The organism is Aurantimonas marina, assembly GCF_017183135.1.
GTDB lineage: Bacteria > Pseudomonadota > Alphaproteobacteria > Rhizobiales > Rhizobiaceae > Aurantimonas > Aurantimonas marina.
In genome coordinates this window covers 307,970-323,173 of sequence record NZ_JADDXW010000002.1, presented here as the reverse complement: position 1 = coordinate 323,173, position 15,204 = coordinate 307,970, and the positions used below count along the sequence as shown (strand labels likewise).

The following is a 15,204-nucleotide window of genomic DNA, read 5'->3' as shown; positions in this document are numbered from 1 at the left end:
GTTCGTAGCGGCGTCGCGACATCAAGGCCTCCTCGTTCGGACCCTTGAATCAGTCGCGTTATCCGTTGCCAACCAGATTTATGAGTTTACGGCCTAGGCCTTTCCGAGAAAAACTCGGCGGCCGATGAGTCGATGATGCCCTGAACCGTTGCGGTCTTGGAATTCCACGCGATTTTTGCGTGAACGATCGCGGTTACCGCGCTCCGGTCTCCTGCGGCCGCGCTACGGTCCTGGCCATGGCGCGCGCGGCGCCAGCGTCAGGAGCGGTGGTTTGCACGCTCCAGAATGGGAGCAGCCGCCGGATTTTCCGCGACGTTGTGCCGGAAGCGCTCCAGGATCTCGGCCGCCACCTGGTCTGCCGGCATTGGCCGACCGAAGAAATAGCCTTGCATCTGATCGCAGCCCAGGCTCTTCATCAGCGCCACCTGCGCCTCGGTCTCGACACCTTCGGTGGTGACCTTCATCTTTAGATGATGGGCCATGGAGACGATGGTCTCGAGAAGCCGTGATACATTCGGTTCGCCATTGTCCAGCGCCACCATGAAGGACTGGTCGATCTTCAATTTGTCGAAGGGAAAGCGCCAGAGATAGCCGAGAGACGAATAGCCCGTGCCGAAATCGTCCATGTCGACCGAGATTCCAAGCGTCTTCAACTGACGAAGTTGCGCAAGAATGTCGTCCGAGCGATCGAGCAACAGCGATTCGACGACCTCGATCTCGAGTCTGTTTCCGCCGATGCCGGCCCGGTTGAGAGCCGCCTCGACGATCTTTACCAGATCTCCATCACCAAACTGGACCGCGCTGAGATTGACCGAGACGAATAGGTCCTTCGGCCAGAGTGCGATCTGGCGGGTTGCCTCGCGGATAACCCATGTGCCGATGGCTTTGATGTAGCCGCGTGCTTCGGCGATCGGCACGAACACAGCAGGAGAGATGTGGTCGCCCTTCTCATCGCGCAGCCGCAGGAGCGCCTCGAAGCCAAGCAGGCGAGAGCCGTCGCCATTGACGATCGGCTGATAGAAGAGTTCGAAGCTTTCATTCTCGACCGCCTCGCGCACCAGCGCCTCGACATAGCGTCGGTGGTGCATCGCCTCGTCCATTGTGGGCTCGAAGAAGACGAGATTGCGGCTTTTGTCGGTCTTGTGGTGCAGATGCGCGATCTCGGCATGCTTGACCAATTCGGAGTGGGTCCGCCCGTCCTCTGGCACCATGGCGCAGCCGATCGAAACCCGGGGCTTGACGATCTCCCCGGCGAGTTCGGCCGGCTCGCAGACCGCGTCGAAGATTCGTTTGGCCAGTGCCGCAATGTCCTCGACCGAGGTAATGCGACGGCGCAGAACCGCGAAGTCGTCGGCACCGATCCGGCCGACGAGATCGCAGGGATCGACAACCGCGGCAAGGCGGGCCGCGACCATCGTCAGAAGTTCGTCGCCGCAGTTCTGGCCAAGCCGGTCGTTGATCTCGGAAAGTTCGTCCAGATCGATGTACAGATAGCCCATCTGCTCCCGCGTTGCGCGCACCGTGGCTAGAACGCGGTCGGTTTCCTCCTGCATGCGTCTGCGATTCAACAGGTTGGTCAGGGCGTCATGATTGGCCAGGAAGTCGATGCGGTCGGCTGCCTCGGCGATCTTGCGTTTGCGGCGCAGGTAAAGCAGCAAAGGCACCCCGGTCGCCAGGAACAGGATGAGCAGCAATGACGCCGAGGCGCGGGCGAGTGTGACCTTGAACGCATAGCGCTGGGCGATCATGTCGGCGACCACCGAGACATAGCCGATCGTCTGGCCATTCCGAATCAGGGGGGCCAGAAACGAGGGATTGGTGACGCGGTCGTCTTCGACGATCGACCATGCGCCGGACTTCGTCAGCACAGCTGTCGAAAGCCGATCACCCGAACTGATGCCGCCCGGCCGGTCGCGCAGCAACCAGTCGTAGCGATCGGAACGGGACCGATACACTTCCTGACCTTCACGGTCGAAGACGGCGAAGCTTTCGATCCCCGCCAGGCCCGCGATCTTGCGGATGGATGTCTCGGCGTCAGAGGTGCGGGTGATACTGGTCAGAAACGCGTCGACATGTCCTCCGGGTCCCAAGAGAAGGCGGGCAAACTCAGCGCCGCGAGCGCGTGCACCCGTTTCGACGAGCTCTCCAACAGTCGCTCCGCCGATCATGAACGCGCTCGTGACGACAAACCCGGAGATAATCAATCCGCCGAGCAGGGTTGCGCCGTATCGTTTTATCACGCTGAGCAGCATTGCCATCCGCATCGATATTCAGGCGTAACGCTAGAGCGAAGATGTAAACAATTGTCGAATTCGAGTTCGGTAGACAATTGTTGCGGTCATTTCTTGCCGCCTCGCGTGCCTTAATACCGACCCGGGGTAATAGGGATCCACACGATGACGTCGAACGGGCTTCTCCGGCCATCAGCCGCAAGGCTCAGTGCGCCGCGTCGCCTCTCGTCCTGTTCCTCGTCATGCGTCGGCGCCTAGGCACCGGCCATGGCCAATTGAAGGGGTTCCTGTCACCGCCGGTTGGAATAAGGGGCCCTCGTCGAAAAAGAACTCATCCGTCGCCACCGTCCGAGCTCGCGAAAAGCCACGCAGACGGCACATCACGCGATCGGCAATTGACCATCCGACGGATGTGAAATTAGACTTTTTTGGGGCGACTATTTTATGCCTTTCGGGGCTGGAGAGGTTTTCATGAAAAACGGACTGCTTGTCATCGCCGTGATGGCCGGATTCCTCGCATTCGCTATGTCCAGCGCCACGGCGGGGCTGGTGGCCAAGGTCGATCTTTCGTCCCAGACGCTGACCGTCATCAAGAACGGCAGGGTGATGTATCGCTGGCCGGTGTCGACGGCGAGGAAGGGCTATGTGACACCTACCGGGAGTTGGCGGCCCAAGCGCACGCACCGCATGTGGTATTCGCGCAAATACGACATGTCGCCGATGCCCTATTCGGTCTTCTACCATGGCGGCTACGCGATTCACGGCACCAACGCCGTCAGCCGCCTCGGACGCCCGGCGTCGCACGGCTGCGTGCGGCTCCACACCGCCAATGCGCGCATCTTCTACTCGCTGGTCAAGAAGATCGGGATGCGCAATACCCGGGTCATCGTGCAGCGCTGACCGGAGCATCGCTCAGTGGGGCGGCCGCAAGACCCGCTGCGCGAGATCGGGGGCGTCGGCGGGGCGGGCGACGACCACCGTCACCTTGTGCCCCATGCGCTCGACCCGGTCGGCGTCCGATAGCGCGGAGCGGATGGCATCGACGCGCCGGTCGAAGAAACCATGGGGTGAGTGGCAGAAGGAAACCATCCAGCGTCCGCCGGTCGGTTCCACGCAGTACCGCAATTCTGACGAGTGCATAGCAATATCTCCTTCGCTTGCGGCCCTCAGTGAGCCATGAGGAGCGGGATCGGGCAGTCCCTCAGAAGGGCTCGCGTGACCCCGCCGAAAATCATCTCGCGCAGGCGCGAGCGTCCATAAGCCCCGGCGACCATGAGGTCCGCGCCGACGATCGCCGCCTCGTTCAGCAGCGCCTCGGCCGGGTGGTTCCATTTCGGCAAATGCCGGACCTCTACCGAAATGCCGTGGCGGGACAAATGCTTGGCCATATCGGCGGCGGGTTCGATGCGCTTTTCCTCGCTGGAGGATGTCTCCGCTACGGAAACCAGATGTACCCGCGCCGCGCGTTCCAGAAAAGGCAGCGAGGCGGCGATCGCGTGGGAGCACTCAGTGGTATCGCGCCAGCCGATGAGGATCGTCCGCGGGTCCTTCGCCGCCGCCGCATCCGGCGGCATCACGAGAGCAGGGGCTCCGGCATCGAAAAGAACGGCTTCCAGAATATCCGTCCGCCATCTGTCGCCATCGGGGCGGCCGAGCAGAAACAGGTCGAGCGAACGGGCCAGCGTCGCCGTCGCCGGGACGAGTTCGTGCGGCATCCCGTCGACGCGCCGCAATTCCGCAGAGAAGTCCAGCCGATCCAATCGGGCGCGAATCGTCTTCTCGGCGACGTCTCCCGCGGCCGCGCCTTCGGCCCAGATCTCGGCGGGAAGGCCCTCGTAGCCGGGTCCGATCGGGATGAAGGCGGTCGGAATGGGGTTGGCGAAAAAGGCTTCGACATGGGCACCGAAGATGGTGCGGATCGTCTGCAGGTGAGCGATCTTCGCCGCGTCCTGATCGCCCCCGTCGAGATGAACCGCAAGGTCCGCGATCCGATGCGATCGATTGCGCTGGCTGCGGGGCGAGGGCGCGTTTTCGAAGTCGGGTGCTCTCGCGTCGCCATCCGCTCCGATCCGCGTTCCGATGGTGCCCATGGGGTGTTCCTTTCGCCTGTCGGAGTATCGCTCCATTGGAAAGGACTTTCCACGCCCTCGTGGCCCTGAACCTTGATCCGGGTCAATCGCCGGAGGATTTGGCGTCCGCTCGACCACGGCCGGTCGGCCGCCGTTGCCGATCGGGCAGGCGACCCGCATCAGATCACGACGAGATCGCACTGCCTCCGGTCAGGGAGCGCGTACTGCGAGCGGAACATGGATATCCACTTTTCCCGATTCCGCGCTAGCGCTTGGTCAGCGGCTTCGATTTCCAGCGGTCGTGAAACCACATCCACTGTTCCGGGTGCTCGCGCACCCAGCCTTCGACGGTATCGTTGAGCAACTGGCAGGTCGCCGGAACGTCGATTTCGCCGGTGGCGTCCCGTGGCAGATCCAGCCGCGGCTTCAATTCGAGGCGATAGCGGCCGTCCGGTAGCCGGATCGAACGGGCCGGATAGATTTCGCAGTCGAACTGGCGGGCGAGTTTCGGCAGCAAGGGGTTGGTCTTGCAGGGGCGGCCGAAGAACGTCGTCTCGACGCCTTTGCGGAATTTCTGGTCGACCAGCATGCCGACCGAGCCGCCCCGCTGTAAAACGCCGGCGAGCGACCAGGCGGCACCGGCTTTTGAGGGTACCAGATGTCCGCCGCTGGTGCGGCGGGCCGACTGAACCTCCTTGGCGATGTAGCGGTTGTTGGGCTGGCGGAAGAGCGCGGTGAATTCGAGGCCGAACGCCGCCGCGCCGATCGGCAACAGCTCGAAGCAACCGAGATGGCCAGTGAAGAAGATGAAGGGTCCCTTGCGCTCGCGCAATTCCAGGAACGTGTCGACGCCCTCGACCTCAATTCGCCCGCGGCCGGGGTTTTCCGGGTCGAAGTCGAAGAGATCGTCGAGAAACACAAACTCCGCGGCGATACGGCCCATCTGGCCCCAGTTCTCCCGGGCAATGCGCTCGACCCAGGCGTCATCCTTTTCCGGATAGGCTTGGCGCAGATTGTCCTTGGCAAGCCGGTGGCGCGGCGTCAGCGGCCCCAATAGCCGCGCCGTGCGGTCGGCGAAGGCGAGGCCCGTTCCGGCTGGCAGCAGGCGAACCAGCCGGAGAAGCCCGAACAGAAGTTGGGCGATAAGATAATCCGCCGCCCGTTTGCCCCGCAGAGCGAGGCGAGCTGTTGCGGGATTCATAGGGTGTCCGCGCCCTCGGCCTTCAGGTCGAGAACGATCTTGCCGAATACCGCGCGCGTTTCCATTCGTTTCAGCGCGACCTCGATCCCATCGAAGCCGATCCTGGTGTCGATCACCGGATGGACGAGGCCGCGCGCCATCTTCTGCATGGCGTCGCGCATATTCTCCATGCGGCAGCCGAAGGAGCCGATCAGCCGCAGTTGCTGCTGGAAGAGCATCATCAGATTGATCTCGGTTGAGATGCCCGAGGTCGAGCCGCAGGTCACGAGCCGGCCACCACGCTTCAGGCACAGCATCGAGCCCGGGAAGGTATCCTTGCCCACGTGCTCGAAGACGACGTCGACGCCCTTTTTCTTCGTCAGCTTGCGGGTGACGCCCTCGAAGCGATCCTCGCGATAGTTGATCACGTGATCGGCGCCCAGCGCCCTGGCGCGCTCGATCTTGTCATCGGAGCCGACCGTCGTGATGACCGTGCAGCCCATCTTCTTGGCGAGCTGGATCGCGGCCGAGCCGATGCCGGAGCCGCCGGCGTGAATCAGGATCGTTTCGCCCGGCTCGAGCTTGGCATTGTCGAACAGCATGTGCTCGACGGTGCCGAAGGTGACCGGCGCCAGCGCCGCGCCAACCGCGTCGCAGCCCGGAGGGGCAGGGACGAGCAGCCGGGCCGGCAGGTTGACCTTCTCCTGCGCGAAGCCGTCGAGATGGAAGCCGTGGACACCACCGACATGCTCGCAGAGATTGTCGCGACCCTCGCGGCAGGCCCGGCACAGGCCACAGGTGCGCGCACCGTAGATCGAGACCAGCTGACCGGGCAGAACCGAAGAGACGCCTGGGCCGATCGCCGACACCACACCGGCGGCCTCGGCGCCGACGACCAGCGGCATCTTGCGCTTGGCGAACGCCATGCCGCGCCAGCCCCAGACGTCGATGTGGTTGAGCGCGACTGCCTTGATCGCCACGGTGACCTCGCCGGGGCCGGGCTCGGGCGGCGGTGGCAGGTCGACCACCTTCAGGTCGCGGTCGCCGACGAGTTGCAATGCCCGCATGATTCTACCTCAGCCTGGATCACGATGACATCCGATCGGTTTCGCCCCAATCCCACGTGATCGAATTTCGCAAATGAAAGCGAAAGAGACGCAGGAAACCGTTCCTGCTCTTGCTTGCGCTCTTGATGTTGTGGAACCGGCGGTCAGGCGCGCGGTTCGCGCCCGATGACGAGACAGACGTTCTGGCCGCCGAAGCCGAAGGAATTGGACAGCACCGCGCGGATATCGGCCGAGCGTGCCGTGTTCGGTACGGTGTCGAGAGGGATCGCCGGGTCCGGATTGTCGTAATTGATCGTCGGCGGCAGCACGCTGTGTTGCAGCGACAGCACCGAGAAGGCGGCCTCGATCGCCCCGGCCGCGGTCAGCGTGTGGCCGATCATCGACTTGTTCGACGAAATCGGGGTGGTCTTCAGCGCTTCGCCGAAGACGGCGCCGAGACCGGTCGCTTCCATCCGGTCGTTTTCCGGAGTCGAGGTGCCGTGGGCGTTGATGTAGTCGATGTCGGTCGGCGCCATGCCGGCGTCGGCGAGGCCGGCGTTGATCGTCGCGATGATCGGCGAACCGTCCGGTTTGGAGCGCGTGCGGTGAAAGTCGTCGGCGCGTTCGCCGCAGCCGTGGATGATACCGAGGATCTTGGCCCCGCGTGCCTTGGCCGCGGTCAGCGACTCCAGGACGAGCGCGCCCGCGCCCTCCGCCATGACGAAGCCGTCCCGATCCTTGGAGAAGGGCTTGGAGGCCTTTTCCGGGACGTCGTTGTTGGTCGACAGCGCCGAAAGCAGCGAAAAGCGGATCACCGATTCCGGCGTGATCGAACCATCGGTGCCGATGGCGATCGCCCGCTCGCTCTCGCCGCGCCGGATGGCCTCGACGCCGAGCTGAATGGCGGTCGCGCCCGAAGCGCAGGCTGTCGAGAGGGTAATCGGCAGGCCACGGGTTCCGAGCCGATCGGCCAGCAGCTCGGAGATCCGGCTGCACTGGGTCAAACGGTAGATCGCGGGATTGGGGTGACGCCTTGCCACTTCCAGCAGCCGGTCATAGCCGGCCTCCTCGCGTTCGGCGCCGTCCATCGCGTCGAGGGCGAGACGATGCTTCCATTCCATCTCCACCGGCGGAGCGGCCAGGAACAGCGGTCCTGCGAAGTCGTTATCCGGCAGGCCGGCCATCTGGATGGCCTCGGACCCGGCGGCTTCGGCCATGGCATAGGAGAGCGTGGTCGAGGTGTCGTTCTCCGCTCCCATGAAATCGACGGAGCCGGAAATGGTCGTCCGCAGCCCTTCGGTCGAGAACCGCTCGATGCTGTGAATGCCCGAGCGGCCCGAGGAGAGCGCGGCCCAATTGTCCTCGACGCCGCGGCCGAGCGAGGACACGATGCCAAGCCCGGTGATCGCGATCACCGGACGGCCCAGGAAATCGGTCTCCACGGCGGTCACATTGGCGCTCATGATCTGGTCCTCACAATCTGCGGCCGTCCACGGCCTCAAGCAGACAAGCGCCCTCGGCATGCAGATGGCCGATCGCGGTCACGACCGCCCGGCGGGGCCTTGCCGATGCCGGCTGTTCCTCGCCGGGATCGAGAGGCGGCAGGGCCTCACCGCGCGACAGAGCACCCGCCGCCAGCGCGATCCCGGCGGGTAGCTGCGCCTCGAAGGAATGGCCGAGCAGCGTTCCATAGGCCCGAACCGGCGCCCCCGGAAAGGTATTTTGCAGAACACTGTGTTCGATAGCCAGAAGATCGGCGATGCCCGTCGCGCCCGACAGAACCAGTGTCTCTTCCGCCGGCCCCTGCTGCGGCGGCAGAACGGCCTCAAAGCGAGCCTCGGTCGCGGCTGTCTCGCGGCGGCCGCGGTCGCCGGTCGCGGTGAGGAGCCGGGCGTAGGCGAGCGCCGATCGCGCGGCGGCATGCTCGGCCGATTCCAGGATGACGAAAGCGCCGACGCTGCCCACGGCGATGCCGTCATGGGGCGCCACGCGGGACGACACCGGGCGCCACTCGTCCTTGAGCATCAACTCGGCGAGATCAAAATTGAGGATCAGATCCTTGCGCTCGGCCGAAAACGCGCCGCCAACCAGACAGATGTCGCTCTGGCCGGACGCGATCCGGGCCCTCGCCGAGGCGAACGCCGAAATCCCCGCCGCTTCCTCGCCCATGAAGGTGCGCGACGAGCCCGTCACTTTGTGGACGATCGAAATGTTACCCGCGAGGAGGTTGGAAAGCTGCGTCAGAAACAGGGTGGGGCGCAGTTCCGTCGACAGGGTTTCGTTGACGATCCGATCGCGGTCGTTGGACCCACGAGCCCGTTCCATCACTAGCGCGTCAACCGTCATGTCGCGCTCGCCGCCCCCGGCTGCGACGACCATATCGATCTTGCCGCGTACCGCCTCGTCGGCGGGAATGCCGGCGTCGTCCAGCGCGAGCCCGGCCGCGTAGGTGCCCAGCTTTTGCCAGGTCTCCATCTGACGCTGGTCGCCCTTCTTGGGGATCTGGTTCGACCAGTCGAGCGGGGGCAGGGGGTGGACGAAATACGGCGCGTAGGTCTCAGCCTCAATCTTCGGCTGCGGCGCAGGCCCACGGGCGAACGCGTCGAGATGTGCCGCGACTCCCTCGCCGAGAGAGGAAACCAGCCCGATTCCGGTTATGACGACGTCCCTGGCACTCTCAGTCATGCGAATGTTCCAAGCTTCCGGACCGTTCCGCCTCCCACCGGTGCGATCGGTTTATGGCGTCCCGCGCTCCCCGGCACGATGGCGACACTCCGCATGGGTCGTCGGATGCCATCCTGTCGCCATTCAAGCACCACGCCAATTCCCCGCACTCGCTCGAAGGCGGGGGAGTGGCGGCGGCGCGATGATGACGCTGCCTCAGACGGCTTTTGCTGCGCGCAATTCATCGATCTTCGCGCAGAGATTCTTCAGCACGAAATATTCTTCCGTCGGAACGTCGCCGTCATTGACCTCCTGGGTCCATTTCTCAAGTGGGATCTTGATCCCGAACTCCTTGTCGATCGCGAACACGATGTCCAGGAAATCGAGCGAATCGATTCCCAGATCGTCGATCGTATGACTTTCCGGTGTGATCTGGGCGCGGTCGATCTCGCTGGTCTCGGCGATGATGTCCGCGACCCGGTCGAAGGTTGAAGACAATGATTTATCCTTGTCTGATGGGCCAGGGCGAATTTGGCGCGAAGCTATAGGGAATTCGGGGCCAAATGCAAAGCCGCGATCACCCTGTGCCGACATGGCGGGCGCTATGCTGGCGCAAGGTGTCGAAAATGTGGGGTGTGTGGGCGTCAAGCGCGGTGCTTTCGTTTGACTGTAGCACACCCGCCGGCATTGGCGCGCTCAAACCATCCCGCCTGCGATCAGAGGGGATGGTTTCGAGGATACCGGTTGTTTGACCGGGAACCGCTCGGCGGAGATGGCTCATGCTTCGACGAGCCCGCTCCGCCAACGGATCATCGCAGGCTGGTGTCAGATGTTCTGGACCACCGTTTCAAGCATGTCGCGCACCTGACCGGCGACCGATGTCAGCTCTGTGTTATCGATCGATGCCATCGAGGCCACTGGATCGACCGCGCTGACCTCGACGGCGCTCGGTCCGGTCTTTCGCAAAATCACGTTGCAGGGAAGCATGGCGCCGACGCGCGGCTCGATGCCGATGGCCTGATGCGCCATGCGCGGGTTGCAGGCGCCGAGGATCAGATAGTCGTCCATGTCGATGTCGAGCTTCTTCTTCATCGTCGCCTTGACGTCGATCTCGGTTAGAACGCCGAAGCCCTGGTCGGTGAGCGCAGATCGGGTGCGTTCCACAACGGCATCGAAATCCTCCGCGTCGAAGACCCGGTTGATCGTATAAGCCATTTGATGTCTCCTTAAAAAAAGGCTCAGCGGCTGAGATATTTCACCAGAGCAGCAATCGCCAGGATGACGATCACCAGCAGCAACAGCATCCAGAAACCGCCGAATCCCATGCCGCCGCCCATCCAACCAAATCCGTCCATCATCGGTTCCCCTTCGCTGTTTCTCACGAGCGGCAGAGCGCTCGCAGTTCACTGTGTGGCCAGACCGCGACATAGGGTCAATGATCGGAATCAACAGGCCCGGCGGCTTCGCGCCTGCTGGATGTCGCGGGCTCCGAAGCATTCGATGCAGGCGCCGAGGGTCGGAAATGCTTGCGTTTGAGGGATCAGGCGGAACAGTCGGCGCGATTGCAACGTTTGCTCAACACGACCGGATCACTTTCCAACGGTCGGCGACGCAGGGCCCTTGGCCACGGCGGGCCGATCGCGGCAAGCCGGAGATGATGTCCAGATCTCCAGGTGCAGGGCAACGATTGATGAGCGCGAACAAGACAGAGGGCCGAACCCTTTTTCTCACCAACCGGTTGATCCGGGCGGCTACCGCGCTTGGCCGGATCACCGCCCAGGTGCACAGGGATCAGCACGGCCTTACCCCACCGGAATTCAGCGTTCTGATCATTCTCGGCGCCGCAGATGGGAAGGCGTTCACCTCGTCCTACATCGTCGAAACCACGGCGATGGACAAAACCAAGGTCAGCCGGGCGGTGTCATCTCTCGATGATCGGGGGTGGCTGGGCCGAAGCCGTGCGACCACCGACCGGCGTTTTGAATATCTGACCCTGACGGAAGCGGGCATGCGTGCCTACTCGGCGCTCGTCCCGAAGGTCGAGGAAGCCGAAAACCAGGTGCTGAGCGAATTGAGCGAGGACGAACTCGCTGGGCTCGAACGGGGGCTGGCCGGCCTCGACCGGGCCTTCGATCACTAGATAAGCGGGGGAGGGATCGACCGGAGGGGCTTCGGCGCGTGAGTCGGGTGCGCGTGCCGACGTGCTCACCCCTGCTGCAGGTGCGGCTTCGGCAAAGCGAGGATTCGGCCGGACGTGTCATGGGAACAAGACGCGATCTCGCCGCGTAAATCATGGGCCACGCATGCGGATTCCACTCCTGGTCCAAGGGATAATGCCCCCGGACGTTCTTGACCTGCACGATGGATGCGCGAAGACGTGAGGCTGCGGTCCGGTCTCAGTCCTCAAGCAGGAAGGTGACCATCAGATTGACCTTGAATGCGGTTATCTTGTCATCTTTGACCCGAACCTCTTGCTCCTTCACCCACGCACCCTGGACGTTGCGCAATGTTTTCGTTGCCCGGCTGATGGCTTCGCGAATCGCCGCCTCGAAGCTTTCAGGCGAGGTTGCGGAGATTTCTGTGACGCGTGCGACGGTCATGATATTTTCCTCCCGCGAGTAAATTGAGAAAACGGTTTGTGGCTGCTGGAGGTTCCGTCTCCGTTTTGAATCCTGACAGTCGTCGGACGCTGGGCGAGCCAATGGCGCGGCGCCGCGTCGATGCCGGCCCCATTACAAAGGTCGGCTGTTTGCTCCATATCGAACTCCAGGGCGTTCAAACGCGATCTTCAATGGTGCAGGCATCATGCAATTCATCCAAACACGCCGCTTTGCCGTCGCGCCCATGATGGATGGGACATGCCGTTCCTAATCAGGTAGCGATTCCAAACATTTAGCGCTACAATATCGTAGCATGTAGCACCGAGGTTTGGATTGAACAAACATCAAAAACCCCCGGGGCGACCGTCCGCAAGCCGGAAGCCGAGCAACAAACCTGAACGACGGCGGAATACCGCCGCGAGGAAAATTCTATGACGACCGAAAACGACACCGAGAACCGCCAGCAAGCGGTCACGAGTGGGTATGTGATGGTGCCGATTGAGGCTAGCGAGGCAATGCTTGCAGCAGCATGGCGTGAGTGCAGCGAAGGTGGAAAGGAAACATACAGGTCCGCATGGGGGGCTATGATTCAGGAATGGCAGGCCGCAGCTGTCAAGGATTCCTTGACAGCTCAACCCATCGCTTACGCAGCATTTGCCGACAGCGGGAATATTCAGATCTGGTGCTCTGATCCAGAGCAGGCGGAAACGCTTCGCCAAAATTACGGACACGATCTGAAGCCCCTTTACGCAGCCCCGCCCGCCCCTGACATTAGCGGGCTGGAGTTGTTCGCAAAGCGCGCTATCGGGATATGCGAAGGCGAGGCGGGCGAATGGGATTCGGACGATGTAATCATCCAGAAGAACTATGCCCAAGCCTGCGCCAATCGTATCCGGCGGTTGCGCGACGAGTTTCTCGCCGCCCACAAGCAGGAGGGGGCTGGCAACGTCAGCGGCTGATACTGATGCCGAGAGCGGTGATTGCGATCATCGTTCCGATGATCCACTTCCAGTGATCAAGCCAGAACTGAAATATCCGACTGAGCGCTCTTGCTAGAGGAGGGCGCTCATAGTGGCCCTGCAAAAAGATGATCGCGTCGAGGTCGTTTTGCGGCTCGACATATCGGCCCTGATACCAGTCTTTGATTTTCTGCCACATCAGCTACTCCGATCCGCTGGACATGGATAACCGCCCCGTTCATTCCGTGCTAGGGCGGGTGGATAGTCTCCACAAGCAATGACTGACGGAGCGCGCTGTCGGTAGTGCCGGTCGGTCCAAATTTCGAAAAGACCGACTGGCGATAATTCGATTCCCGCTAAGGCTTTGAACCGACTGGAAGAGTCCCAAAAAGTGCTACAGACCCGTTCGTAGCAATTTTTTAGCACCGGACGCTGGGGCGGAAGCACTGAGCTTCGGGATACTGCAACGGGCGCAAGATATCCAGAAGTGGCCCCATCAGCATCGCTAACAACGATTGGACGGACAGCAAGTGTTAAGTCATTGGGAACACAGTAGATTTTCCATTGCGCCTATGATCGACTGGACCGATCGTCACTGCCGGTTCTTTCACCGGCAGTTGACCCGGCGCGCGTTGCTCTACACCGAGATGATCGTCGCAGACGCGATCCTGCATGGCGATGCGGAACGGCTCCTCGGCTTCGACGCTGCGGAGCACCCGGTGGCGCTGCAGATCGGCGGTTCGGATCCGGACAAGCTGGCGCGCGCCACGCGGATCGCCGCCTCTTATGGCTATGAGGAGATCAACCTGAACGTCGGCTGCCCGTCGGATCGCGTCCAGTCCGGCACTTTCGGCGCCTGTCTGATGCGCGAGCCGAGCCTCGTCGGCGAATGTCTGGCAGCGATGGCCGAAGCCAGCGCCGTCCCGGTGACGGTCAAGTGTCGGCTCGGCGTCGACGATCAGGATCCCGAAGAGGCGCTCGACTGGCTTGCCGACGCGGCCGTGGCGGCTGGCGTCGCGGGTATCTGGGTCCATGCGCGCAAGGCCTGGCTCGAAGGGCTCAGTCCAAAGCAGAATCGCAACATTCCGCCGCTCGACTACGATCGGGTTCATCGCCTGAAGCAGCGGCTTCCCGGTGTCTTCGTGGGGCTGAATGGCGGCTTGAAAACGCTTGGCGAGGCCGAGGCGGAGCTTCCCCACGTCGACGGCGTGATGATGGGACGCGCCGCCTATCAGACGCCGGACCGGCTGGTCGACGTCGACGCCCGCTTCTTCGGCGAAGCAGCCCGGAGCATCGATTTTTCCGCGCTGATCGACACCATGGCCGCCTACGCCGGCCGGCACATCGCGCAAGGTGGCCGGCTCGGCCAGGTCACGCGGCACATGATCGGGCTGTTCAACGGCATGCCCGGTGCTCGGCGCTGGCGGCAGATCCTGTCCGAGGGCGCAAGCCGTCCCGATGCCGGGCCGCAACTGCTCAAGGAGGCGTTTGCCGCCGTGCGCATCGAGGCTTTCGGGCGCGCCGCCGCCTGAGTTTCACGGCCCCGGCCGATCTTTCGCCCTTCGACGCGCCGAAACAGGGATGCAAAGGTCGCGTCGACGGCCTATGACGCGCCATGATTCCGATCGATCTCGCTTCCCTTGCCGCTCTGGCCTTGCCAATCGTCGCGGCCGCCGCAGCCGCCGGCTTCCTCGCCGGTCTGTTTGGCGTCGGCGGCGGGGCGATCTTTGTTCCCGTCCTCTATCAGACCTTCGAGGGGCTTGGCGTCAGCCACGCCGTCTCGATGCATCTGGCCATCGGCTCTTCGGTCGCGATCATCATACCGACGTCGCTGCGCTCGCTTGCCTCGCACTGGAAGCGGGACGCGGTCGACTGGCGGTTGCTGAAGGGCTGGACGATCGCCATCCCGCTCGGCGCCGTCGCCGGGGCCGCTGTCGCGGCGTCGGCCACGTCGGCGGAACTTCGCGCGATCTTCGCCGCGCTCGCCCTCACGCTCGGACTGAAGCTGATCTTCGGGCGTATCGGCTTCTTGCTGGGTCCGGACCTACCGGGCCTTGCCGGACGCTCGGTGGCCGGATTCCTCATCGGTCTGCTGTCGTCGCTGATGGGAATCGGCGGCGGTATTCTCAACAACACCTTCATGACCCTCTACGGCCGGCCGATGATCCAGGCGGTGGCGACCAGCGCCGGCGTGGGCGTCCTAATCTCGGTTCCCGGCGTTCTCGCCTATATCGTCGGCGGCTGGGGCAATCCGCTGCTGCCGTCGTTCAGCCTTGGTTTCGTCAGCCTCGCCGCCGTCGGCCTCGTCGCGCCGGCCTCGATCCTCGCGGTGCCGCTCGGCGTGGCGCTGGCGCATCGGCTGACCCGACGCCAGCTCGAGCTCGGCTTCGGCGGGTTCCTGCTGATCGTCGCGGCGCGCTTCGCCTATAGTCTGCTGTGACTGCCGATCGGGCGA

At 63.1% G+C, this 15,204-nt stretch carries 16 protein-coding genes; 5 read left to right on the top strand and 11 right to left on the bottom strand.

Features of this window, described 5'->3' with window-relative positions; all coding sequences use genetic code 11:
* Nucleotides 1–257: 257 nt before the first annotated feature.
* Nucleotides 258–2,168: a putative bifunctional diguanylate cyclase/phosphodiesterase gene (locus tag ING15_RS04325; protein ID WP_206453546.1), complete on the bottom strand. Its 1,911-nt coding sequence runs from the start codon at nucleotides 2,166–2,168 to the stop codon at nucleotides 258–260.
* A 534-nt stretch (nucleotides 2,169–2,702) separates the two neighbouring features.
* Here ING15_RS04325 and ING15_RS04320 point away from each other — a divergent pair.
* A complete protein-coding gene (locus ING15_RS04320) occupies nucleotides 2,703–3,131 on the top strand; it encodes a L,D-transpeptidase (RefSeq protein ID WP_206453545.1) in 429 nt (142 codons plus the stop codon).
* A 12-nt stretch (nucleotides 3,132–3,143) separates the two neighbouring features.
* On the opposite strand, the gene ING15_RS04315 is transcribed toward ING15_RS04320, so the two are convergent.
* The 8 genes from ING15_RS04315 to ING15_RS04280 all read right to left on the bottom strand — a co-directional run bounded on the left by ING15_RS04315 (nucleotide 3,144) and on the right by ING15_RS04280 (nucleotide 10,405).
* Complete coding sequence (locus ING15_RS04315; protein WP_206453544.1) at nucleotides 3,144–3,371, bottom strand: hypothetical protein; 228 nt, start codon at nucleotides 3,369–3,371, stop codon at nucleotides 3,144–3,146.
* Between the two features lie 26 nt (nucleotides 3,372–3,397).
* Complete coding sequence (locus ING15_RS04310) at nucleotides 3,398–4,321, bottom strand: universal stress protein (protein ID WP_206453543.1); 924 nt, start codon at nucleotides 4,319–4,321, stop codon at nucleotides 3,398–3,400.
* Nucleotides 4,322–4,565: 244 nt separating this feature from the next.
* On the bottom strand, nucleotides 4,566–5,501 hold the full coding sequence (locus tag ING15_RS04305) for a lipid A biosynthesis lauroyl acyltransferase (protein WP_206453542.1): 936 nt from the start codon (nucleotides 5,499–5,501) through the stop codon (nucleotides 4,566–4,568).
* Nucleotides 5,498–6,547 carry a zinc-binding dehydrogenase gene (locus tag ING15_RS04300; protein WP_206453541.1) on the bottom strand — a complete coding sequence of 350 codons (1,050 nt, stop codon included), beginning with the start codon at nucleotides 6,545–6,547 and terminating at the stop codon, nucleotides 5,498–5,500. Before ING15_RS04300 ends, ING15_RS04305 begins: the two co-directional genes overlap by 4 nt.
* 143 nt (nucleotides 6,548–6,690) lie before the next feature.
* Nucleotides 6,691–7,989 carry a beta-ketoacyl-ACP synthase gene (locus ING15_RS04295; protein WP_206453540.1) on the bottom strand — a complete coding sequence of 433 codons (1,299 nt, stop codon included), beginning with the start codon at nucleotides 7,987–7,989 and terminating at the stop codon, nucleotides 6,691–6,693.
* 10 nt (nucleotides 7,990–7,999) lie between these two features.
* Nucleotides 8,000–9,211, bottom strand: a complete 1,212-nt coding sequence (locus ING15_RS04290) for a beta-ketoacyl-ACP synthase (RefSeq protein ID WP_206453539.1) — start codon at nucleotides 9,209–9,211, stop codon at nucleotides 8,000–8,002.
* A 195-nt stretch (nucleotides 9,212–9,406) separates the two neighbouring features.
* Complete coding sequence (locus tag ING15_RS04285; protein WP_206453538.1) at nucleotides 9,407–9,688, bottom strand: acyl carrier protein; 282 nt, start codon at nucleotides 9,686–9,688, stop codon at nucleotides 9,407–9,409.
* Nucleotides 9,689–10,015: 327 nt separating this feature from the next.
* Complete coding sequence (locus ING15_RS04280; protein WP_206453537.1) at nucleotides 10,016–10,405, bottom strand: DUF302 domain-containing protein; 390 nt, start codon at nucleotides 10,403–10,405, stop codon at nucleotides 10,016–10,018.
* Between the two features lie 475 nt (nucleotides 10,406–10,880).
* Here ING15_RS04280 and ING15_RS04275 point away from each other — a divergent pair, with 475 nt between their 5' ends.
* Nucleotides 10,881–11,330: a MarR family winged helix-turn-helix transcriptional regulator gene (locus tag ING15_RS04275; RefSeq protein ID WP_206453536.1), complete on the top strand. Its 450-nt coding sequence runs from the start codon at nucleotides 10,881–10,883 to the stop codon at nucleotides 11,328–11,330.
* Nucleotides 11,331–11,586: 256 nt separating this feature from the next.
* Here the strand turns inward: ING15_RS04275 and ING15_RS04270 are convergent, their stop codons facing one another.
* Nucleotides 11,587–11,790, bottom strand: a complete 204-nt coding sequence (locus ING15_RS04270) for a dodecin family protein (protein ID WP_206453535.1) — start codon at nucleotides 11,788–11,790, stop codon at nucleotides 11,587–11,589.
* Between the two features lie 431 nt (nucleotides 11,791–12,221).
* On the opposite strand from ING15_RS04270, the gene ING15_RS04265 reads away from it, so the two are divergent.
* The gene (locus tag ING15_RS04265; protein ID WP_206453534.1) at nucleotides 12,222–12,749 is read left to right on the top strand and encodes a hypothetical protein; all 528 of its coding nucleotides are present in this window, start codon (nucleotides 12,222–12,224) and stop codon (nucleotides 12,747–12,749) included.
* Here ING15_RS04265 and ING15_RS04260 read toward each other — a convergent pair.
* Nucleotides 12,739–12,948 (bottom strand): hypothetical protein, encoded by a 210-nt coding sequence (locus tag ING15_RS04260; protein WP_206453533.1) that lies wholly within the window; start codon nucleotides 12,946–12,948, stop codon nucleotides 12,739–12,741. The two genes, ING15_RS04265 and ING15_RS04260, sit on opposite strands and share 11 nt — an antisense overlap.
* A gap of 331 nt (nucleotides 12,949–13,279) precedes the next feature.
* Here ING15_RS04260 and dusA point away from each other — a divergent pair, with 331 nt between their 5' ends.
* Complete coding sequence (gene dusA, locus ING15_RS04255; protein ID WP_206453532.1) at nucleotides 13,280–14,281, top strand: tRNA dihydrouridine(20/20a) synthase DusA; 1,002 nt, start codon at nucleotides 13,280–13,282, stop codon at nucleotides 14,279–14,281.
* 83 nt (nucleotides 14,282–14,364) lie between these two features.
* Nucleotides 14,365–15,189, top strand: coding sequence for a sulfite exporter TauE/SafE family protein (locus ING15_RS04250; protein WP_206453531.1), 825 nt, complete (start codon nucleotides 14,365–14,367; stop codon nucleotides 15,187–15,189).
* Nucleotides 15,190–15,204: the final 15 nt, after the last annotated feature.